This is a genomic window from Lutibacter sp., from assembly GCF_041596795.1.
Classification (GTDB): domain Bacteria; phylum Bacteroidota; class Bacteroidia; order Flavobacteriales; family Flavobacteriaceae; genus Lutibacter.
Window position 1 is genome coordinate 1 of sequence record NZ_JBFHHX010000017.1, and the last position, 23,070, is coordinate 23,070.

The window sequence follows — 23,070 nt, forward strand, 5'->3', positions numbered from 1 at the left end:
TATTTCTGCAAGTTATTTAGATAAAAATTTAAATTTTGATGGAAGAGCTAAATTATGGTTTTCCTTGTTGAATTCTGAAAATAAAATACTACAAAAAATACCATTTTCTCTTGGAAACAACAGTTTTAATGTTTCATTATCCGATATAAAACCAGGTGATTATAGGTATATTATAAATGTTGAAAATCAGAAAGAAACATTTTCAGGAACGTTTAAAGTACTTCCATTTGATGTTGAGCAACAATTTAGTAATGCTACATCCGATAATTTAAAACAATTGGCCATAAATACAAAAGGGACTGTTTTTTACAACAATCAGGAGAATAAATTAGTACAACAGTTAATAGATGATCCTCAATATAAAAGTATTCAAAAATCGTCTATAGAAAAAACTCCGTTAATAGATTGGAAGTGGATTTTAGCCTTTATTGTTGCGTTATTAACTATTGAATGGTTTACCCGAAAATATTTTGGTAAAATATAGTTTACCAATCAGTTATAAATTAAATTAATACTTGTATCAATATTAATTATTGAAAAAAATGTAATATTTTAATTTTATTTTGAAATATTTATAGTACAGAAAAATTCTCAAATATTTTGTTGTTATTTATGGGAAAAATAGGTGCTTTTATACTGTCATTTACTATTTTAATTCAAAGTTTTAGCTTTGAAATAGGTGATATGTATAAAATATCCACTTTTGTAAATCACGTAAATAGTCATATTAATAATGGTGATAATTTTGCTGATTTTATTGATTTGCATTACGGATATAAATCAAATTCTCATCAAAATAAACACAAAGAACATAAAGAGCTTCCTTTTAAACATCAACACACAGATGCTCAAATGCAGTTGGTGTTTGTTTTAAACAATATAAATTTTAATTTAAAAACGTCTGAGTTTGTTTTTCAAAATAAGAATTTCAACTACAAAGAGCCGTTTTCTAATCAATTCGTTTTCAACTTTTTTCAACCACCACAAAAGTAACATAACTTCGTTTTTTTATTAATAAATTTGAGAATCATCGTTTTGGTTTTCAATACTACGCATTACTAATTAAATACATTATGTTACAAAAAATTATTAAGTTAAGCATTGATAATAAGTTAATTATATTATTAATGACCGCTGCAATTTTTGGATTTGGGTTGTTTTCACTAACGCAAATATCCATTGGTGCAGTGCCAGATATTACCAATAATCAAGTACAGGTAATCACTACTTCCAGAAACTTATCTACACAAGATGTAGAGCAATTTATAACCTATCCTGTAGAATTGGAAATGGCAAATTTACCTGGAGTTACTGAAATAAGATCCATTTCTAAATTCGGATTATCGGTAGTTACCATCGTTTTTGAAGACAATATAGGAACCTATTTACCACGGCAGTTAATTGCTGAAAAAATAAAAGCTGCTTCAGAAAAAATTCCAGAGGGATTTGGAACACCAGAAATGGGACCAATAACTACGGGTTTAGGCGAAATTTATCAATATACGTTAGAAACAAAACCTGCATTTAAAGGAAAATATTCGCCAATGGAACTAAGAACCATTCAAGATTGGGTGGTAAAGCGTCAACTTTCTGGTATTCCGGGTGTTGTAGAAGTAAATACTTGGGGTGGTTATTTAAAGCAATATGAAGTTGCTATAAATCCAGAGAAACTAAAATCGATGAATATTACCCACGCAGAGATTTTAGAAGCCATTGAAAAAAACAATAGTGTTGCAGGTGGTGGTTATATAGAAAAAACCAACGAGAGCTATTTTGTTAGAGGTGAAGGAATGATTAAATCTATTGAAGATATTGAAAATATTGTAGTTAAAAACGTAGAAGGTGTTCCTATTTTAATTAAAAATATTGCCGATGTGAATTTTGGAGCAGCCAACAGATTTGGAGCAATTACCGGAAATGGAGAAGGAGAGAAGGTGCTAGGACAAGTTATGATGTTAAAAGATGGCGATTCTAATAAAGTAATTGATGCAGTAAAGCAACGCGTTGCTGAAATTCAAAAAACATTGCCAGAAGGTGTTTACATCAATGGATTTTTAGAAAGAAGTGAGTTAATTGGAAAAACAACATTTACAGTTGCCGAAAATCTAATTTTAGGTGTACTAATTGTAATTTTTGTAGTTATTCTATTACTAGGAAGTTTCCGTTCTGGTATTGTGGTAGCATCGGTAATTCCGTTAGCATTATTGTTTACAATTTCATTAATGTACATTTTTAAAATTGATGCCAATTTAATGAGTTTAGGAGCTATTGATTTTGGTATTATTATAGATGGTGCGGTTATTATTGTAGAATATATTGCATTTAAAATTACCAGTAGTAGAACAGAATTATTGGAATTATCTAAAGAAGAAAGTCAGGAAAGAATTGATGAAATTACTTATAAAAGTAGTTCTAAAATGATGACTTCAGCCGTATTTGGACAGCTAATTATTTTAATTGTATTTATCCCAATTTTATCGTTAAGTGGTGTTGAAGGAAAAATGTTTAAACCAATGGCAATGACTTTTAGTTTTGCTTTAATTGGTGCAATGTTTTTATGTTTTACGTATGTTCCTGTAATTTCTTCCATTATTTTAAAACCTGAAAAAGTTACTAAAAACAATGTATCAAAAAGAATTATGGCCTTTTTTTATATGCTATATGAACCAGTAATTCAATGGTCGTTAAAACATAAAAAGGCAGTAATTGGGTTGTCTTTAGTATTATTAGTGTCTACTATAATTTTATTTACCAGAATGGGAGGAGAGTTTATTCCTACGTTAGATGAAGGAGATTTTGTAATTCAACCAGTATTAAAAACAGGAACAACATTAACCAAAACTACTGAAATTACCACTAAAATTGAACAAATTTTATTAGATAATTTTCCTGAAGTAGATCAGGTAGTTTCCAGAATTGGCGCAGCTGAAGTTCCAACAGATCCAATGTCTATGGAAGAGAGTGATGTTATTATTAAATTAAAACCTAAAGGAGAATGGGTTTCTGCAGATTCTAAAGATGAATTAGCAGATAAATTTAAAGAAAAATTAGCCATTATTCCTGGTATTGATTTTGAATTTACGCAGCCTATAGAAATGCGTTTTAATGAGTTAATTACGGGAGTTAGAGCAGATGTTGCTGTAAAAATTTATGGTGAAGATTTAGCAATTTTAGCATCAAAAGCAGATGAAATTAGAACCAAAATTTTAAATGTTGAAGGTGCTTCAGATATTATTGTTGAAAAAATAGATGGTTTACCGCAAATGACGGTTTCTTACAAAAGAGATAAAGTAGCACGCTACGGTTTAAATATTAAAGATTTAAATGCAATAGTTTCAATGGCTTTTGCAGGAACAACTATTGGAAATGTTTTTGAAGGTGAACGAAGGTTTGATTTAGTAATTCGTTTACAAGCAGATTATAGAAAAAACATTGAAAGTTTAAAAAATTTATATGTCGATACGCCATCAGGGTATAAAATTCCACTGCACGAAGTTGCTGAAATAAATTATACAAAAGGTCCAGCAAAAATTTCTAGAGATGATACAAAAAGGCGAATTGTTATTGGTGTAAATGTTAGAAATAGAGATATGGAATCAGTAGTAAAGGATATTCAAACAATTGTTGATGCTAATGTAAAACTTCCAGCAGGATATACTGTTTCTTATGGCGGACAATTTGAAAATTTAAACAGTGCAAAAGCACGCTTAAAGTTGGCAGTTCCAATTGCCTTATTAATGATTTTTATTTTGTTGCATTTTGCATTTAATTCTATTAAAGATGCTCTGATGATTTTTTCTGCAATTCCACTTTCTGCAGTAGGAGGCGTTTTATTTTTGTGGTTGCGTGGTTTACCTTTTAGTATTTCGGCAGGAGTTGGTTTTATTGCTTTATTTGGTATTGCGGTTTTAAATGGTATTGTATTAATAGAGCATTTAAAAGAATTAAAAAAACAAGGTTTTGATGATGTTCATGAACGAATATTAAAAGGAACTAAAGAACGTTTACGACCTGTTGTATTAACAGCAGCTGCAGCAGCATTAGGATTTTTACCAATGGCGGTTTCAACAAATGCAGGAGCAGAAGTTCAACGTCCGTTAGCAACAGTTGTTATTGGTGGTTTAATAACTGCAACTATTTTAACATTAGTGGTTTTACCAGTTTTATATGCAATTTTCGATACTAAAACAATAAAAATTAAGCGCAAACATAAAACGCCCAAAGCCTTAATAATGTTATTGTTAGTAGTGCCAATTGTAAGTTTTTCTCAAACAAAAACAGTTTCATTAAGTGAAGCTATTGATATTGCTATAAAAAACAATAAAGAGTTGAATGTTAAAAGATTAGAAGTTAACAAAAGTGTTAAACTAAAAAATGCAGCTTTTGATTTAGATAAAACCAATATTTATTATTTAAAAGATAGAACCAATTTAGGAATAGATGGAGAACCTTATGAAACGTATGGTGTTAGTCAAACTATTGAGTTTCCAACAGTTTACTTTGCCAAGAATAAAGTTGGAGCTATTTCTAAAAATTTAGCAGAAATTAATTATGAATTAGCTGAAAATGAGTTAACTAAAAATGTTTCAAAAGCTTTTTATCAATTACTTTATTTAAATAAAAAATTAGAACATGTAGTATTTATAGATAGTTTGTATAATAATTTTTCTGCAGCAGCAAAAAGAAAATTTGAATTGGGAGAATCTAACTATTTGGAAATGATTACGTCACAATCTAAATTTAAGCACTATCATATGCAGTTAAATCAGCTTAAAAATGATATTTCTATTGCCAATGAAAATTTGAGTGTTTTGTTACAAATTGATGAAAAATTAGAAATAGTTAAAAGCGATTTTAATAAAATTAGTGTTATAGAAGTTGATTTAAACAATCATTTATTGAACCAGTATTCTACTGAAAATAGCAGATTATACAAAGCAACTAAAGGATTAGAAATGCAACAGCTATTGCCAGATTTGCATTTTGAATATTTTAAAAGTGAAGATTTATTTGCAAATACTTCAGTAAATAGTTTTCAAGCAGGCGTATCAATTCCGTTAGCTTTTTGGGGAAAATCTAGTAAAATAGCAGCAAAAAAAATTGAATATGATATTGCAAAAGAAAATGCTTTTGATGTAGACTTTAAATTGAAATCTAAAAAAGCAGTTTTAGCAGAAGAACTTCAAAAAAATGAGACACAACTAAATTATTTTAATGAAAGTGGAAATAAATTGGCAGAAGAGATTTTAAAAACAGCCACTTCAAGTTATAAAAATGGTGAAATAGACTTTTTTCAATACATACAAAGTATTGAAAACGCGAATCAGTTAAATATTGAGTATTTATCATATTTAAACGCATATAACCAAACTGCTTTGGAAATTAATTACATAAACCTTTAAAAATCAATTATGAAAAAAATTATAATATATCAAATAGCCATCATTTTCTTTATAGGAATTATTTCTTGTACAAGTTCAAAAAGCAATGAAAATGATGCGGTTCAAAAAGAAGAAAATTCAACAATAATAGAGGTTTCTGCAGCTCAATTTAAAAGCGAGCAAATGGAACTACAAAAAATAGCTCCACAACAATTTTCTGAAAGTGTAAAAACAAATGGTTTTATTGATGTTCCTCCAACAGATAGAGCAATGGTTAGTGCTCCAATGGGAGGTTTTGTTAAAATTTCTCATTTATTAATTGGTGAGCAAGTAAAAAAAGGACAATTGTTGTTAACCTTAGAAAATCCTGATTTTATTGAAATTCAACAAAATTATTTAGAATTAACGGAGAAATTAGCCTATTTAAAAAGTGAGTTTGAGCGTCAAAAAACATTGTTTAATGAAAAAATTACTTCAGAAAAAAACTTTTTAAAAGCAGAAAGCGATTATAAAAGTGCGGTAGCAAATAGTAATGGCTTGGCTCAAAAATTACGTTTAATGAACATAAATCCAGTTACGGTTAAAACAGGAAAATTTACAAGTACCATTCCTATATATTCACCTATAAACGGAAGTGTTTCACAAGTAAATGCAAGTGTTGGAAAATTTATGAATGCATCGGAAGTATTGGTAGAAATTATAGATGATAAGCATAAACACATTGAATTGGTTATTTTTGAAAAAGATGTTTTAAAAGTAAAAGTAGGTCAAAAAATTAGGTTTAAATTACCTGAAAATTCAGAAAATTCTTACAATGCAGAAGTTCATTTAATAGGAAAATCTATAGATGAAATAAACCGAACAGTAAAAGTACACGGGCATTTAGAAAATGAAAAACAAGAATTTTTAGTGGGTATGTTTGTAGAAGCTGAAATAATTACCAATGCAGTTGAAAGATTAGCATTACCAATAGAAGCTTTTATTGAAGAAGATATTACTTTTTATATTTTAGTATTGCAAGAGCAAAAAGATAATACTTATTATTTTGAAAAAATGCCTATTCAAATTGGGTTTAAGAATGAGAATTTTGTAGAAGTTATAGATAAGCTAAATGTTTTAAAAGACAAACAAATTTTAATAAAAGGAGTTTTTACGCCAATTGAATAAGAAAAGTGTATAAAACCACTAATTTTTTTCAAAATACTATTATATCAATTCTGTTTTGTATTTTTGATAAAATTTAAAAAATAAACTACAAATGAGTAACGGACAATTACAATTGCCTAAAAATTTAATGCCTTTAATATTATTAGGAATAATATTAATTATATTCCTTTCAAAATCTACCGTAACAATTGAAGCAGGTGAAGCAGGTGTGTTATGGAAACGTTTTGATAATGGAGTAGTGGTAAATGATCCTCCACTAAATGAAGGGTTTCATATTGTGGCACCTTGGAATGAAGTGATAGTGTATGAAGTACGTCAGCAAGAATTATTTGAAAAAATGAAAGTACTTTCTTCAAATGGATTAGACATTATTTTGGAAACTTCAGCTTGGTATTTACCTAAATATAACGAGTTGGGTAAATTACACCAAGATATTGGAGAAAATTATTTAGAACGTGTTATAAAACCGGCATTGCGTTCTGCGGCTCGTTCAGTGGTTGGACGTTATACACCAGAACAATTATATGCTAGTAAAAGAGATGTAATTCAGAGTGAAATTTTTGAAGAAACCAAAAAGATTTTAGATGCACAGTATGTACAGTTAAATGAATTATTGGTTAGAGATGTAACTTTACCATCAACAATTAAAGATGCAATTGAGCGTAAATTAAAGCAGGAACAAGAATCTTTAGAATATGAATTTAGATTGGTTACTGCCGCAAAAGAAGCTGAAAAACAACGAATTGAAGCGCAAGGTAAAGCAGATGCCAATAGAATATTAAGTGCATCATTAACTGATAAAATTTTACAGGATAAAGGTATTGAAGCTACATTAGAACTTTCAAAATCGCCAAATAGTAAAGTTGTAGTTATAGGAAGTGGTAAAGATGGAATGCCAATTATTTTAGGAAATAACTAATAGTTATTAAAATTATATAAAAAAAGCCAACTTAAACGTTGGCTTTTTTTATGGATTTTATTTGTTCAAAAGAGAGTGAAGAAACATATTTATAGGCATTTTGCATAGCATCTTCAACTGTAACACCTAGTTCCATAATAGATGAAATTATTTTAGGGTTTAATTTTTCTTGTAAAATTTCTTTGTCTTTTATAACACCTGTAATAATAGAAAAAGGGATTTTTTTATTGTTGCAAACATCACTAATACCTTTAACAACTTTACCTTCTAAAGTTTGCTTATCGGTACTTCCTTCACCAGTAATTATAAAGTCAATTCCTTTTTGTAACTGAGATTTAAAATTTGTTTGTTCTAAAACAAATTCAATTCCTGGTTTTAATTTTGCGTTTAAAAAAGCAACAGCACCAGCTCCTAAACCACCAGAAGCTCCTCCACCTTCAATTTTTGAAATGTCAACATTTAAAAATGAGTTAATTTTTTCACTTATATTTTTTAAACCATTATCAAGCACTTCAAGATATTTAAACGAAGCTCCTTTTTGAATTCCGTACATATATGCGGCTCCTTTTTTTCCAAAAAGTACGTTTTTAACATCGCAAACAACAGTAAAATTTATAGCGCTTAAATCAAATAAAAGATTTGTGTTTTTAATTTTATCAATATTTATAAGGTTTATTCCTATTGGTTTAATTAGTTTATTTTTAGCATTGTAAAATTCATATCCTAAAGCGCTTGCCATTCCAATTCCGGCATCGTTTGTTGCACTACCACCAATAAATAAAACAATGTTTTTAAATCCTTTTTTAAGTGCATCGGCAATTAGTTCGCCTGTACCAAAGGTTGATGTAAAACAACAATTTTGTTCATGATTTTTTAATAATTTAAGTCCTGATGCGTTGCACATTTCTATATACGCGGTATTACTAGAAACCATATAATTGGCTTCTATTTTGTTGAAAATGGGATTTTGAACAATAATGGATACAGTTTTTAGTGTGAAATAATTTTGTAATATATCTAAAGTTCCTTCACCTCCGTCTGCCAACGGATGTTTTATTACTTCTATAGATGCATTAAATTTATGAATCCCTTCTTCTATAGCATTGCATACTTCTTGAGCAGAAAGTGAACCTTTAAATTTATCTGGAGCAACTACTATTTTCATTTTTAATTTTACTTTATTTATTAAATTTATAAGTAATTAATAAAATATGCTACTTTTAAAATAAAAAAAAGCCAACTTATAGTTGGCTTTTTTTGCGTTATTTTTAAATTAAATTAATTTTTAGAATCGCTTGTTAAACTATAACTAATACTAAAAATAATTTGTTCTGGTCTTGTATCTATCTTAAAATCAGAATTGTTAGCGGCAAATTCGGCTTCATTTTCATTAAGTCCTCTTTCATATCTAACATCAATTCCTAATCTTCCTAAATCTAATGCTACACCTAAATTTATACCCATAGAAAATTCATTTTCTACATTGTCAAAATCAATTCCATTTAAATTATTATCTAAAATATATTGAAAAGAAGGTCCTGCAAAAACACTTAACGGACCAATTAATTCAACACCTAATAAAACTGGAGCATCAATTTTAGATAATTCAAAATCTTCATTATTTAAATTCAATTCATATTCACTGGTAGTTTTTGTGTACACTAATTCCGGACGAATATAAATGCTTCCTAAATCTATTTTTCCATAAAATCCAAAATGATAACCAGATTTAGCTTTAGATTTATCTTTGAAAATAGATGTAGTTTCTGTAGTGAATTCTTTTAAATCACCATTTGAGTTGTAGCTTAATCCACCTTTTAAACCAAAACTACTTTGGCTGTGTGCAAATAATGCAATAAATAAAAGAGTTACAGTTGTAAAAAGAATTTTCTTATTCATAAAATTAAATTTTAAAGTTAGTTCTTTATAAACGCAATAACTATGCCTTTATTTTCTTGCAATTACTTTTTGAACAGCTTCTATAATAGCTTTGTCGTTTAATTTATACTTTTCCATTAATTGAGCTGGTGTTCCAGATTCTCCAAAACTATCATTTACAGCTACAAATTCTTGAGGAACTAATTTATTTTGAACTAAAGTTCTTGAAACACTTTCTCCTAAACCTCCAATAACATTATGTTCTTCAGCGGTTACAATACAACCAGTTTTTGCAACAGATTTTAAAATTGCAGCTTCATCTAAAGGTTTAATAGTGTGAATGTTAATAACTTCGGCACTAATTCCCATAGCTTCTAATTGCTCACTTGCTTGTAAAGCTTCCCAAACTAAATGTCCTGTAGCTACTATGGTAACATCAGTTCCTTCAGTTAATTGTATAGCTTTTCCAATTTCAAATTTTTCATTTTCAGGCATAAAAACCGGCACAACTGGTCGTCCAAAACGTAAGTAAACTGGGCCGTGGTGCTCTGCAATTGCAATAGTTGCAGCTTTAGTTTGGTTATAATCGCAGGTGTTAATTACGGTCATACCAGGTAGCATTTTCATTAACCCAATATCTTCTAAAATTTGGTGAGTTGCACCATCTTCACCTAATGTTAAACCAGCGTGAGACGCACATATTTTTACATTTTTATCAGAATAAGCAACAGCTTGACGAATTTGGTCGTATACTCTTCCTGTTGAAAAGTTTGCAAAAGTTCCTGTAAATGGAATTTTTCCTCCAACTGTTAATCCAGCAGCAATTCCAATCATATTTGCTTCAGCAATACCTATTTGAAAAAATCTTTCAGGATTTTCTTCAATAAATTTTTCCATTTTTAAAGAACCAATTAAATCGGCACATAATGCTACAACATTAGGATTTGTTCTTCCTAATTCCGCTAAACCTGCTCCAAATCCCGATCTGGTATCTTTCTTTTCTGTAAATGTGTATTTTTTCATTCTTTGATTTATTAAAACGGGTCAAAAATAATGATTATTAATTAGTACTTGCTACAATTTTTTTAATTCTTCGTGTAATTTGTTAACAGGAAGCCCCATTACGTTAAAATAGCTTCCGTTTATGCTTGTAACACCTATAAAACCTATCCATTCTTGTATTCCATAAGCACCAGCTTTATCAAAAGGTTGATAATTTTCAACATAAAAATTAATTTCTTCATCACTTAATGTTTTGAAATTTACTATAGTTGTATCTGAAAATACAATTTGTTTAGAAAAAGTTTTTATACAAACTGATGTTATTACTTGATGGCTTTTACCTGATATTTTTTGAAGCATTTCAATAGCTTCCACTTTATTTTTAGGCTTTTCCAGTGCTTTATCATCCAACCAAACAATGGTATCAGAAGTAATTATTATGTCTTTTTCTTTAATTGTTTTATCAAAAGCTTTGGCTTTTAAAATTGCCAAATAATTGGTAATTTCTTCACCTTTTAAATCTGTGGAATATACTTCATCTACGGGTTTAATTTCTATAGAAAAAGGTATGTGTAATTCTTTAAACAACTCTTGTCTGCGTGGTGAAGCAGATGCGAGAATAACGTTGTTATTTTTAAATTTTTCTGAGATCATATTTATTGTGTAAATGATAGTATTATAAAAATATTAATTCCTAAAAACATTACAATTTTTAAAAGAACACTTATTTGATGAAACTCTTTTTTCGATTTTAGTTTAGGAGTTTTAAAAGTAATATACAGCATTGGAATTACATTAAAAAAAAGCGTATACAATGCAATTATTTTATATGTTGACCTGAATTTTGTAATAAAATAAACAAGAATAATTATAAAAATTACTTGTAAAATTGTTACAAAATACTGGGTTCTATATCTGCCAATTAAAATTGGTAAAGTGTTCATATTTAGTTTGTAATCTCCATTTATGTCTTCAATATCTTTAATTATTTCTCTGATGAGATTTATAAAAAAAGCAAAAAATGAAATTATTAAAACAGTGTAAATCACAAAATTATAATCGCTTGTTTTTGTTGAATTATTTAAATCGAAAATAGCTAGCATTAATACGTTAATTGTAACTAAAAATGAGACTACTAAATTGCCAATTAAAGGAAGTGATTTTAATTTTTTTGAATAAAAGTAGAGTAGAAGTGCAGCGCCAATAAATACAAAACTTAATGTAGGTTTTTTAATACTTAAACTTATAAAAACTCCTAAAATTATACCTGCAGAATTTAAATACAAATACCATTTTTTTGCGGTTTCTTTAGCAATAACTGTTGTAACAAATACTTTGTTGGGTTTGTTAATTTTATCAGCTTCAATATCAAAAATGTCGTTTATAATGTAACCTGCAGCCGTAATGCATAAAATTGCAATTACTAAAAATGAAAATTGAACTGTTGATAGTTGGGTGTTTACTAAAAAATAAGGAAAAAACAGAAATTTAATTACTAGTTGAATGTATAAAATAAGCAGTAAATTTTTCCATCTTATTACATTTAAAAAAGCGGATAACTGCATTTAAATTAATTAAAATTCTTTTTTACTCTATCTAAATCTCGTTTATTATCGCGATCTTTAATTACATCACGTTTGTCGTAATTCTTTTTTCCTCTACACAATGCAATTTCTAATTTTGCCCAACCTTTTTCTGATAAAAATAACCTTAAAGGAACAATGGTTAAACCAACATTTTGAACTTCTTTATATAATTTTTTTAGTTCATTTTTATTCAGTAATAATTTACGTTCACTTTTAGGACTGTGGTTATATGCGTGACCGTATAAATATTCTTCAATATACATGTTAACAGCAAATAGCTCGCCTTTTTCATTAAATTCACAAAAACTTTCTGTTATACGCGCTTTACTTTCGCGTATAGATTTAATTTCGGTTCCTGTTAACTGAATTCCAGCAATATATTTGTCTAAAATCTCGTATTCAAAACGAGCTTTTTTATTTTTTATGTTGATATTCTTTTGCATATAACTGCAAATGTACTACAATTTACAGTGAAAATTAAATGGTTTAATTCAAGTTTTTAAGAAAAAAAGAAGCTCATAAAATTAATTATGAACTTCTTTCATGAAAAGAGCTGTATTTAATTAAATTTATAGCTAATACCAGCTATAAAATAGAAGGTACTTTTTAAGTTTTCTTTTTCAATAGTATCACCATTTATAACCAAAGTTTCGCTTTGTGGGAATGATATTACTGGTATAAAGGAGTATGTAAACGACTTTGTTATATACCAAAAAGGTAATTTTAGATCTATTGCCATTGTTTTAAATTTTTCACTTTCGTTTATTACAAGTTCAGTAATAGTAGTAGTTTCATCATCTACGCTCATTAAGTCTTTCGCAGTATAACTTGCTTTTGAGGATCCGGTACTTGTTCCAGTTCCATTTCCATCACCTTCACCAGTTCCAGTTCCCGTTCCAGTTCCATTTCCATCACCTTCACCAGTTTGAGTTCCCGTTCCTGTTCCTGTTCCTGTTCCATCTCCATCTCCTTCACCAGTTCCTGTTCCTGTTCCATCACCTGTTTGAGTTCCAGTTCCGGTACCAGAATTTTGAGTTTGTTTTTTTACATAATAAGCTTCGTAAAAATTTTGAGAACCAAAATGCACTCCTATAGTTGGTGAAAACTGAAATTTATTATTTGTACTAACAAAATCGTGACTTATAGCGGTCGATAAAAAGAAATCGGAAGTGTTATTACTGCTAAAATAATTACTAGCCATTAAGGAAATATTAAACAGATTTAAATTGTATTTTAAATTAGCAGATATATCTGATTCTACTTGTGATATTACATTATAACTTTCATCATTAAAAAAGTATTTTGATGCGGAAACATCAACATAAAATTTAGTATTACTATAATCAATACCAACGGTTAATAAATATAAATCAATTCTGTTTTGGTCTTTTTGTGTTAAGTAAGAAAATGAACCTGTTCCGTAAAAACCAGATTTATGATGATATGTAATTGAAGGATTAAGGTAAGGAGCAGCAATAGAATCTTTTCTACCCATAAAAACCGCGTTGCTTATAAAATTTAAATCAAGTGATGCGTACGATTTGTTTTTAGTTGATTTAGCAGCTTCTATTACATCTTGTCCAAATAAAATAGTTGTAAAAAATATAAACAGCGCTAATAAATTATATTTTACTTTTATATTTTTCATGATGAAGGTTTTTGTTAATTTAAGATGGGCTTTTTAGAAAACCCATCTTAAATTGATTGATAGTTAATTGCCAGAAACTTTTTTCATATTTTTTTGTTGAATAGGTGTAGTAGTTTTAGTTTTAACTTCTTTTTGAGTCATTGTTTTGTTGGTTTTTATGTTTTTTTGGGCCACCATTTTTTGATGCATATAAGTATTTTTAAATAACTGACCATCCATATTTAAACATTCACCATCTTTTAAACGTAACTGTTTTTTATCTTTGTTTTGATAAGTTCCATCAGGATTTACAACAACTCCATTATTCATTTTAAATTGGTTTTGTAATTTATTTTGATATTGATTTTTAATTTGATACAATTCGCCATCAATTAACATTACATGATATCTATTTTTATTACGAGCCTGAATTTGAGCTTGAGTTAAATCTTTATTTTCTTGTTTAATTTTGTATTGATATTGGTATTCGTTTCTGTAATAAATACCATCGCTATCTAAACAAGATCCGTCTTTTAATTGTAATTTAATTTGATCTCTTGTTTGAAAAACACCATCAGTATTTACAATTGTTCCATCATTTAATCTAATTGGATCGTGTAGTTTAATTTGATCTCTATCTCTTATTTGAAGTACATCTCCATCAATTAACATAATACGATCTCTGTCTTGATCTTTTGTTTGATCTTTAATTTGATCTTTGTCCTGAGCCATTAATCCTGCAGTTGCTATAACCACAAACATTAAAAAAATAATTAATTTTTTCATCTTTTTTAATTTTTAAATTATTAGTAATGAGTTTTATCAATAAGTAAACAGATAAATTTCATTTCAACTTTAGTGGAGTGATATATTTATTGTTTTAAACAATTATGAATTGTTGTTTTCATAATTATTTTGACCGTTCACGCATTTAGACCTTAAATAAGAGAAATAGTTTAATGCACTAATGTTACAAAAATAAAAATACAAGATGTAATTAGCTGGTAATAAGTAAATTAAAAAGTATTAATTTGTATTGTTAATGTGGAATTTTTAAAAGTAGATCTGAGGTTTTACCATTTAAAACGGTAACTATATATAAATTAGAGTAATTAGTTTCAGCAATATCAGAATACTTTTTTTTACCAATTATTTTATTTATAAATGAAGGAATTGTGTTACTATGCCCCACAATTAAAACAGTTTTTCCTTTGGTTTTTTGTATAAACTCTTTTGAATTTTGATTTTTAGGATTGTATAATTGAATTTTTAAACCTTTGCTTTTTGCCGTTGGAGAAGCAGTAGAAAGTGTTCTTTTTAAATTTGTTGAATAAACCAAATCAAACTTTACATGTTGAAATACTTCACTCCAATAAATAGCCCTTTTTTTTCCTTTTTTTGTTAGTTCTGGATTTTCATCAGATGTTTTTAGAACTTTTTCTGCGTGACGAATAATATAATAGGTTGTTGAATTGGTATTTTGTGCTTGTATTGATATTGAACAGATAAGAATTATTGCTAAAAATAATTTTTTCATTAAAATTTAATTTTGGATTTTAAAAGTTAATATAAACTATTATTTTAAAAATTAAACAGTGTTATTAATATTTTATTTCTGATTTAAATAAAAAAGCGCAGCATTTGCCGCGCTTTTTAAAGTAATTTTACTGTTATTTTTTATTTAACATCAATTAGTTTTACCGGTTTTGGTTTTGCAATATCTAGTTTTGGAATAGTAATTTGCAATTCGCCATTTATATAGGTAGCCTCAATTTTGTCGCTATCAACTACATTTTTAGGCAAGGTAAAACTTCTTTTAAAAGATTGATAACTGTACTCTTTACGTGTATAATTTTCGTTATCATCATTTTGTTCAAATTCTTTTTCAGATTGAATAGTTAAAAGATTATTATCTAAATTAATTTTGAAATCTTTTTTATCCATTCCAGGAACAGCAACCTTTACAATAAATTGTTCATCATCCTCCTTAATATTTACAGCAGGCAATGTGGTGTTTGTTCTTGAAAAATTTGAACTAGACCAATCTCTAAAAAAATCATCAAATACTGTTGGTATTACTGGAATACCTGAAGTTTTTACTAACATAATTTTATAATTTTAAGGTTAAACATTTCTATTTAATTTACCTAATTAAGAACAAAATAAATACCAAACTTAAAATTATGTCAATTTTTCATTTTCAATGAAAAAATGTCAGTATATAGTTGACAGTTAGTAGTTTAAATAAAAAAAGACGCATAAAAATTATGCGCCTTTTTAAAATTTTAGTTTAATAATTTTATTTATTTCTAAACACAATTTTCTCATCAAAAGCATCTAGTAAAATGTGGCTACTAGCAGTTACTTTTCCTGACAAAATTTCTTTAGAAAGTTCATTTAAAACTTCTTTTTGGATGACTCTTTTTACGGGTCTAGCTCCAAATTGTGGATCAAAACCTTTAATAGCCAATGCTTGTACAAGATCTTCTGTATATTCTATTTGAATATCTTGTGCTTTTAACATTTTTACCAAGCCATTCAATTGTAATTTTACAATTTGTTTTATTTCACTTTCATTTAATGGAGTAAACATTACAATTTCATCAATTCTGTTTAAAAACTCAGGTCTAATAGTTTGTCTTAATAATGTAACTACCTCTAATTTAGTTCTTTCTGTAATTTCATCTCTATTTTTCATGTCCATTTTTTCAAAACGCTCTTGAATAATTTGCGATCCCATATTAGAGGTCATAATTATAATAGTGTTTCTAAAATCGGCCAATCTACCTTTGTTGTCTGTCAATCTTCCTTCATCTAACACTTGTAATAAAATATTAAATGTATCAGGATGCGCTTTTTCAATTTCATCAAGCAAAATAACAGAATATGGTTTTCTTCTTACAGCTTCCGTTAATTGTCCGCCTTCATCATAGCCAACATATCCTGGAGGCGCTCCAACCAATCTGCTTACCGAATGGCGCTCTTGATATTCACTCATATCAATTCTTGTTAAAGAGTTTTCATCATCAAATAAATATTCAGCTAGCGCTTTTGCTAATTCTGTTTTACCCACACCTGTTGTTCCTAAAAACAGAAATGTTCCAATTGGTTTTTTAGAATCTTGTAATCCAGCTCTTGAGCGTCTTACAGCATCTGCTACTGCAGCAATTCCTTCTTCTTGTCCAACCACACGATTGTGTAATTCGTCTTCAAGAAGCAATAGTTTTTCACGTTCGCTTTGAAGCATTTTACTTACAGGAATACCAGTCCATTTTGCCACAACTTCTGCAATATCATCTCTGGTAACTTCTTCTTTTATAAGTGCAGTTCCTTCGTTTTCAGTTAAATCTTGTTGCAATTTATCTAATTGCTCTTGTTCCTCTTTAATTTTGCCATATCTAATTTCGGCAACTTTTCCGTAATCTCCATCGCGCTCGGCACGTTCAGCTTCTAATTTATAGTTTTCTATGGCTTCTTTACTTGCCTGAATGTTGTCTACTAATTCTTTTTCACTAACCCATTTGGCGTTTATTTCGTTTCTTTTTTCCTTTAAATTGGCTAATTCTTCTTTTAAACTAGCTAATTTTTTTTCATCTTTTTCACGTTTAATAGCTTCAATTTCAATTTCAATTTGCATAATTTTTCTATCCAAAACATCTAATTCTTCTGGTTTTGAATTGATTTCCATACGCAATTTAGCAGCAGCTTCGTCCATTAAATCAATAGCCTTATCAGGTAAAAATCTATTTGAAATATAACGTTGCGAAAGTTCAACAGCAGCAATTATGGCATCATCTTTAATTTGTACTTTATGATGATTTTCATATTTTTCTTTTATTCCACGTAAAATTGAAATAGCACTTTCTGTATCAGGTTCATCTACTATTACTTTTTGAAATCTACGTTCTAACGCTTTATCTTTTTCAAAATATTTTTGATATTCATCTAGTGTTGTTGCACCAATTGCTCTTAGTTCTCCACGTGCCAATGCAGGTTTTAAAATATTTGCTGCATCCATAGCACCTTGTCCACCACCAGCGCCAACTAATGTGTGAATTTCGTCAATAAAAAGTACAATTTCACCTTCAGCAGAAGTTACTTCTTTTACAACTGATTTTAAGCGTTCTTCAAATTCACCTTTGTATTTTGCACCAGCAATAAGCGCTCCCATATCTAAGGAATAAATTTGTTTATCTTTTAAATTCTCAGGAATATCTCCTTTTATAATTCTATGTGCCAATCCTTCTGCAATGGCAGTTTTACCAGTTCCAGGTTCACCAACTAACATTGGATTGTTTTTGGTTCTACGCGATAAAATTTGAAGAATTCTTCTTATTTCTTCATCTCTACCAATTACTGGATCTAGTTTTCCGTCTTTTGCTAACTGATTTAAATTTTTAGCGTATTTGTTTAAAGAATTATAAGTTTCTTCCGCACTTTGTGAGGTTACCTTACTTCCTTTTCGTAACTCATCAATAGCTGTTTTTAAACCTTTTTCGGTAATTCCGGCATCTTTTAATATTTGAGATGTTGTATCTTTTGTAGTTAAAGTAGCCAGTAATAAATGTTCTATGGATACAAATTCGTCACCCATTTTTGAAGCTTCATCTGTAGCATTGTTTAGCATTTTTGAAGTATTTCTGGATAAGGTTATTTCACCACCAGTTACTTTAGCATAACTATCTAATGTTTTGTCAATTAAGCTTTTAAGTAATTCTATATTAATTCCTAATTTTTTAAAAATAAAAGGAATTACATTTTCATCAACTTCAAAAATTCCTTTTAAAATATGTGAATTTTCTATTTGTTGATGTCCGTAACTTTCTGCAAGTTGTTGTCCTTTTTGAACAGCTTCTTGTGATTTTATTGTTAATTTATTAAAGTTCATAACTATTAATTTTTTTTGTTTCTATATTTGTAAAGTCAAAAAATATTCCACAATACATAAATGCTTTAAATAAGTCATTTTGTCTTGTTTTTTAAGAGTTTATAGACATTTTGACGTTTAAAACATGAATTAATATGAACTGGATTGCATTAACAAACATTAATCAAATTAAAGAAATAAAAGATAGTTTAGACAATACTTTTAGCGCTATTTTTAAACATAGTACGCGTTGTGGAATTAGTAGAATGGTGTTAAAAAACTTTGAAAACGAATTTGATATTCCAGCAAGTGAGGTTACTATGTATTATTTAGATTTGTTGAATTTTAGAGATTTATCAAATGCAATTGCTACAGATTTTAATGTAATGCACCAATCGCCACAATTAGTATTAATTAAAAGTGGAAAAGTAATATACAATGCTTCCCACGGAGATATTTCTGTTGATAGTTTAAAAAATCAATTGAGTAAATAAAAAATAGGCTGTTTAAAAACTAAAATTTCGTCAACCTAAACTTGATTCAGGTTCTCATAATGATTGATAATCAGTACAATGAGATTCTGAAATAAATTCAGAATGACGAATTTCAATTTTTTTTTAAACAGCCTCTTTAATTTTAAGGAATGTACGTTTAATTATATATTTTATTTTGACTTACAATACTTTTAATTTTATTTTTTAAGTCTTCGCTGGTATCAAAAATCATTTGCTCATTACTTGGAAAAGGAACATATTTATAGCCTAATAAATTTAAATATTCTTGATCCATTGCATTTTTATCTCCAGAATAGGTAGCATATCTGTGCTGAAAAATAAACTCACTAGCTAAAGGAAAACTTTTAAGAAGTTGGTTAGAAAATAAATCGTAATATTTTACTTGTCCAACAACTTGTACCGATTTAAACTGTGTTATTTCATAAATTTTACAGCGTATTGTTTTATATTTATCAACTTTAATAGCATTTCCTAAACTATCTTTTACGGTAACTCCGTTGTTATCTGTTAAATATTTCCAACCATCAACAACTTCTTTTTCTTTTACAACTTCTTTCTCTTTTATTTGTTCTGGAGAAACATTAATCTCTCTAAAATTAATTTCAATTTCAAAATTGTAGGTAGTTTTTGGTTGTTTGTTGTTATGAAAAACTGTCCATAAATCGTTTAATTTATAAGTATCAAAATTTAACAAATCTTCTTGTAAACGCATTGGAATAACCTTATCCGATTTGTTTTGGAGACTTACATACACAAAATTTGTTCCTTTAAAATGAGCTTCTTCAATTAAATAACGTACATCTTTATAATTAGGATTAATTTTATCTAAATAATTTAAATCGTCATAAGCATTTCTAAAATCTACTTTGTTTATGGAGTTGTTAAGTAAATTTTTGGCATTTGTATATAAGTAATCTGATAATTTAGCTTTAGTTGTTAAAATATCGTTGGTGTAATCTGTAAATGAGAATTTAGCATTTTTCTTTTTAGCATAAATTGGTAATGGAAGTAAAGGTTTAATTAGTTCCTGTCTGTTTTTTAAGTTTAAATACATATTGTATATCACTTCTAAGTTGGCAGGATTTGCCTCTTTTTTTAAAAAAGAAAGGTTTTCTAAATCTTTATTGGTGGCTTTTTCAAAGGCTTCTTCAAGCATTAAAATATATTCCTGATTGCCTTTTTTAGTTTTATTTTCTCTTAATTCTTTAACTGCAATTTGAATTGCTTGGTCGTAATTACCATAGTTAATTGCCTCTTGTGTTTTTTTTACACTTGAACAACTTAAAATTAGTAATAATAGGGAAAAAGGGAGTAGTTTTTTAAGCATAGAATATGGTTTTGATAACGTAAATAATACAGTTACCAAATATAAATAAAAAAGCCCTTTTAATAATTAATTAAAAGGGCTTTTTGAAATATTTAAAATGTTATTTTGGAAATTTGTATTTTAAAGGTGGTAATATTTTTCCAGTGCAATTACCAAAACCAATTCTAACTGTATCTTTTGTACAATAACCTTTTAATGTTACTATATCTCCATCATTAAAAAAGGATCTTGTACTGCCATCTTTTAATGTAATAGGTTCTTTTCCTCCTAAAGTAAGTTCTAACATAGAAGCTAAACTCTCTTTTGTTGGGCCAGAAATGGTTCCGCTACCCATTAAATCTCCAGATCTAATATTACATCCGTTAACAGTATGATGCGCTAATTGTTGAGACATTGACCAATACATATATTTAAAATTAGTTTTGGTTAATAAATTTTCGTCACCATTTTCAGTTTGTAGGTACGCTTCTAATTTTATATCGTAACTAGATTCTTTTAATTTTTGCTGTAAATAGGGAAGTGGTTTTAACTCTTTTTTAGCGCCTTCACATTTAAAAGGTTCTAAAGCATCTAACGTAACAATCCAAGGAGACATGGTTGTTGCAAAGCTTTTACCCATAAATGGTCCTAATGGAACATATTCCCATTGTTGAATATCTCTAGCGCTCCAATCGTTTAAAAGTACCATTCCAAAAATGTAATCTCTTGCTTCGTCAACAGGAACAGGTTCGCCAAAATTATTAGCATCTGTAGTAACAAAAGCAGTTTCTAATTCCATGTCTACACTTTTAGAAGGTCCAAATATTGGGTTTTCTTCACCAAATGGTAATGATTGTCCGTAAGGTCTTCTTATTAAAGTTTCTGAAACTACAATTGATGATGCTCTACCATGATATCCAATTGGAAAATGTAACCAGTTAGGTGTTAAAGAATTTTCTTTACCTCTAAACATTAAACTAATATTGGTAGCATGTTCTTTGCTAGAAGAGAAATCTGTAAAATCACCAACATTTATTGGCAATAACATTTCTACATCTTTAATATCAAAAATAATAATTTCTCTATTTTTTGGATTATCTCTTAAATCTGGGTTTTTAGCATCAAATACATCTGCAATTCTATTTCTAACCAATCTCCACGTTTTTCTTCCGTCAGAAATAAAGTCATTTAAAGAATCTTGCATAAACATATCATCAGTTAAAGGTATTCCTTTAAAATAGCCTAATTGGTGAAAAGCACCTAAGTCAATAACGTAATCGCCTATTCTTGTACCTATGGTTATAATGTCATCTTTTGTTAAAAATACACCAAAAGGAATATTTTGAATTGGAAAATCACAACCTTCACTTACTGGTAGCCACGATTTTCTATTTGGATTGTTTGCTGAAATTTGCATAATTATTGAACTATTTTAATAGTTATATATTAATTCTTACCAAATATAGAAGTTTCTTCTTAAATGCAAAATGAAATTCCTATTTTTGCACTTAATTTAACTTTTTTAAAATCTAATAAGAATGCAACGTGACCAAATTATCTTCGATCTAATTCAAGACGAAAAAGAAAGACAAATAAACGGAATAGAATTAATTGCTTCTGAAAACTTTGTGAGTGAGCAAGTTATGGAGGCTATGGGTTCTGTTTTAACAAATAAATACGCTGAAGGATATCCGAACAAACGTTATTACGGTGGTTGTGAAATTGTAGATGTAGTTGAGCAAATTGCAATTGACCGCGCAAAGCTATTGTTTGGAGCTGAATATGTAAATGTGCAACCGCACTCTGGTTCGCAAGCAAATGCAGCAGTATATCAAGCAGTATTAAATCCGGGTGATAAAATTTTAGGTTTTGACTTGTCTCACGGTGGGCATTTAACACATGGATCTCCAGTTAACTTTTCAGGAAAATTATACAAAACATCTTTTTATGGTGTTGATAAAGAAACAGGAGTTTTAAATTATGATAAAATTCAGGAAACTGCTGAAATTGAAAAACCAAAATTAATTATTGCTGGTGCTTCGGCATATTCTAGAGATATAGATTTTAAAAAATTTAGAGAAATTGCAGACTCAGTAGGAGCTTTATTATTGGCAGATATTTCTCATCCTGCTGGATTAATTGCTAAAGGAATTTTAAACGATCCAATTCCTCATTGTCATTTTGTAACTACAACTACACATAAAACTTTACGCGGACCACGTGGTGGAATTATTATGATTGGTAAAGATTTTGACAATCCTTTTGGACAAACCTTAAAAAACGGAACACTTAAAAAAATGTCTAGCTTAATTGATTCTGCCGTTTTCCCAGGAAATCAAGGTGGACCATTAGAGCATGTTATTGCTGCAAAAGCTGTTGCATTTGGTGAAGCATTAACCGATAATTTTTTAACCTACCAAATTCAAGTAAAGAAAAATGCAAACGCTATGGCCGAAGCATTTGTTAAAAAAGGGTATGAAATTATTTCTGGAGGAACAGACAACCATTGTATGCTAATTGATTTAAGAAATAAACAAATTAGTGGAAAAGATGCTGAAAATGCATTGGTAAAAGCAGATATTACTGTAAATAAAAATATGGTACCTTTTGATGATAAATCTCCATTTATTACATCTGGAATTAGAGTTGGAACAGCCGCTGTAACAACAAGAGGTTTAAAAGAAGCTGATATGGCAACAATTGTAGATTTAATTAATGAAGTAATTGAAAACTACGAAGATGAGTTTGTATTAGAAGAAGTTGCAGAAAAAGTAAAAGAATTAATGTCTCACAGACCTTTATTTCAATTTTAATTAATAAAT

19 protein-coding genes and 1 pseudogene are annotated in these 23,070 nt (G+C 28.6%); 7 read left to right on the plus strand and 13 right to left on the minus strand.

Going from position 1 to position 23,070, the window contains the following annotated elements:
- The 5 genes and pseudogenes from ABY298_RS03645 to ABY298_RS03665 all read left to right on the plus strand — a co-directional run.
- Window positions 1-484: pseudogene (locus ABY298_RS03645) on the plus strand (VWA domain-containing protein); the annotation flags it as partial.
- A 128-nt stretch (window positions 485-612) separates the two neighbouring features.
- Entirely contained in the window at window positions 613-993 is a 381-nt protein-coding gene (locus tag ABY298_RS03650) for a hypothetical protein (RefSeq protein WP_372744646.1), read from the plus strand.
- An 80-nt stretch (window positions 994-1,073) separates the two neighbouring features.
- Window positions 1,074-5,402: a CusA/CzcA family heavy metal efflux RND transporter gene (locus ABY298_RS03655; RefSeq protein WP_372744647.1), complete on the plus strand. Its 4,329-nt coding sequence runs from the start codon at window positions 1,074-1,076 to the stop codon at window positions 5,400-5,402.
- A gap of 9 nt (window positions 5,403-5,411) precedes the next feature.
- A complete protein-coding gene (locus tag ABY298_RS03660) occupies window positions 5,412-6,548 on the plus strand; it encodes an efflux RND transporter periplasmic adaptor subunit (protein ID WP_372744648.1) in 1,137 nt (378 codons plus the stop codon).
- A gap of 91 nt (window positions 6,549-6,639) precedes the next feature.
- Complete coding sequence (locus ABY298_RS03665) at window positions 6,640-7,467, plus strand: prohibitin family protein (protein WP_372744649.1); 828 nt, start codon at window positions 6,640-6,642, stop codon at window positions 7,465-7,467.
- Window positions 7,468-7,498: 31 nt separating this feature from the next.
- Here ABY298_RS03665 and ABY298_RS03670 read toward each other — a convergent pair whose 3' ends face one another.
- From ABY298_RS03670 to clpB, 11 genes are all read right to left on the minus strand, one after another.
- Window positions 7,499-8,632 (minus strand): glycerate kinase, encoded by a 1,134-nt coding sequence (locus ABY298_RS03670; protein WP_372744650.1) that lies wholly within the window; start codon window positions 8,630-8,632, stop codon window positions 7,499-7,501.
- A gap of 113 nt (window positions 8,633-8,745) precedes the next feature.
- Window positions 8,746-9,366: an outer membrane beta-barrel protein gene (locus ABY298_RS03675; RefSeq protein WP_372744651.1), complete on the minus strand. Its 621-nt coding sequence runs from the start codon at window positions 9,364-9,366 to the stop codon at window positions 8,746-8,748.
- Between the two features lie 48 nt (window positions 9,367-9,414).
- On the minus strand, window positions 9,415-10,368 hold the full coding sequence (locus ABY298_RS03680) for a transketolase family protein (protein ID WP_372744652.1): 954 nt from the start codon (window positions 10,366-10,368) through the stop codon (window positions 9,415-9,417).
- Window positions 10,369-10,419: 51 nt separating this feature from the next.
- Window positions 10,420-11,001: a Maf-like protein gene (locus ABY298_RS03685; protein ID WP_372744653.1), complete on the minus strand. Its 582-nt coding sequence runs from the start codon at window positions 10,999-11,001 to the stop codon at window positions 10,420-10,422.
- A gap of 2 nt (window positions 11,002-11,003) precedes the next feature.
- The gene (locus tag ABY298_RS03690; RefSeq protein WP_372744654.1) at window positions 11,004-11,912 is read right to left on the minus strand and encodes a geranylgeranylglycerol-phosphate geranylgeranyltransferase; all 909 of its coding nucleotides are present in this window, start codon (window positions 11,910-11,912) and stop codon (window positions 11,004-11,006) included.
- 5 nt (window positions 11,913-11,917) lie between these two features.
- On the minus strand, window positions 11,918-12,376 hold the full coding sequence (gene smpB / locus ABY298_RS03695) for an SsrA-binding protein SmpB (protein WP_372744655.1): 459 nt from the start codon (window positions 12,374-12,376) through the stop codon (window positions 11,918-11,920).
- Between the two features lie 116 nt (window positions 12,377-12,492).
- Window positions 12,493-13,581, minus strand: coding sequence for a hypothetical protein (locus tag ABY298_RS03700; RefSeq protein ID WP_372744656.1), 1,089 nt, complete (start codon window positions 13,579-13,581; stop codon window positions 12,493-12,495).
- A gap of 63 nt (window positions 13,582-13,644) precedes the next feature.
- Window positions 13,645-14,346 carry a DUF6799 domain-containing protein gene (locus ABY298_RS03705; RefSeq protein ID WP_372744657.1) on the minus strand — a complete coding sequence of 234 codons (702 nt, stop codon included), beginning with the start codon at window positions 14,344-14,346 and terminating at the stop codon, window positions 13,645-13,647.
- A gap of 253 nt (window positions 14,347-14,599) precedes the next feature.
- Window positions 14,600-15,097, minus strand: a complete 498-nt coding sequence (locus ABY298_RS03710; RefSeq protein ID WP_372744658.1) for a histidine phosphatase family protein — start codon at window positions 15,095-15,097, stop codon at window positions 14,600-14,602.
- A 140-nt stretch (window positions 15,098-15,237) separates the two neighbouring features.
- Window positions 15,238-15,666, minus strand: coding sequence for an Hsp20/alpha crystallin family protein (locus ABY298_RS03715; RefSeq protein ID WP_372744659.1), 429 nt, complete (start codon window positions 15,664-15,666; stop codon window positions 15,238-15,240).
- Between the two features lie 193 nt (window positions 15,667-15,859).
- The gene (gene clpB, locus ABY298_RS03720; RefSeq protein ID WP_372744660.1) at window positions 15,860-18,448 is read right to left on the minus strand and encodes an ATP-dependent chaperone ClpB; all 2,589 of its coding nucleotides are present in this window, start codon (window positions 18,446-18,448) and stop codon (window positions 15,860-15,862) included.
- A gap of 134 nt (window positions 18,449-18,582) precedes the next feature.
- Between clpB and ytxJ the strand changes: the two genes are divergently transcribed.
- Window positions 18,583-18,921 carry a bacillithiol system redox-active protein YtxJ gene (gene ytxJ / locus ABY298_RS03725; protein ID WP_372744661.1) on the plus strand — a complete coding sequence of 113 codons (339 nt, stop codon included), beginning with the start codon at window positions 18,583-18,585 and terminating at the stop codon, window positions 18,919-18,921.
- A 157-nt stretch (window positions 18,922-19,078) separates the two neighbouring features.
- Here the strand turns inward: ytxJ and ABY298_RS03730 are convergent, their stop codons facing one another.
- Both ABY298_RS03730 and fahA read right to left on the minus strand, forming a co-directional pair.
- The gene (locus ABY298_RS03730; protein ID WP_372744662.1) at window positions 19,079-20,269 is read right to left on the minus strand and encodes a hypothetical protein; all 1,191 of its coding nucleotides are present in this window, start codon (window positions 20,267-20,269) and stop codon (window positions 19,079-19,081) included.
- 100 nt (window positions 20,270-20,369) lie between these two features.
- A complete protein-coding gene (fahA, locus tag ABY298_RS03735) occupies window positions 20,370-21,665 on the minus strand; it encodes a fumarylacetoacetase (RefSeq protein WP_372744663.1) in 1,296 nt (431 codons plus the stop codon).
- 121 nt (window positions 21,666-21,786) lie between these two features.
- Here fahA and glyA point away from each other — a divergent pair, with 121 nt between their 5' ends.
- Window positions 21,787-23,061, plus strand: a complete 1,275-nt coding sequence (gene glyA, locus ABY298_RS03740) for a serine hydroxymethyltransferase (RefSeq protein ID WP_372744664.1) — start codon at window positions 21,787-21,789, stop codon at window positions 23,059-23,061.
- Window positions 23,062-23,070: the final 9 nt, after the last annotated feature.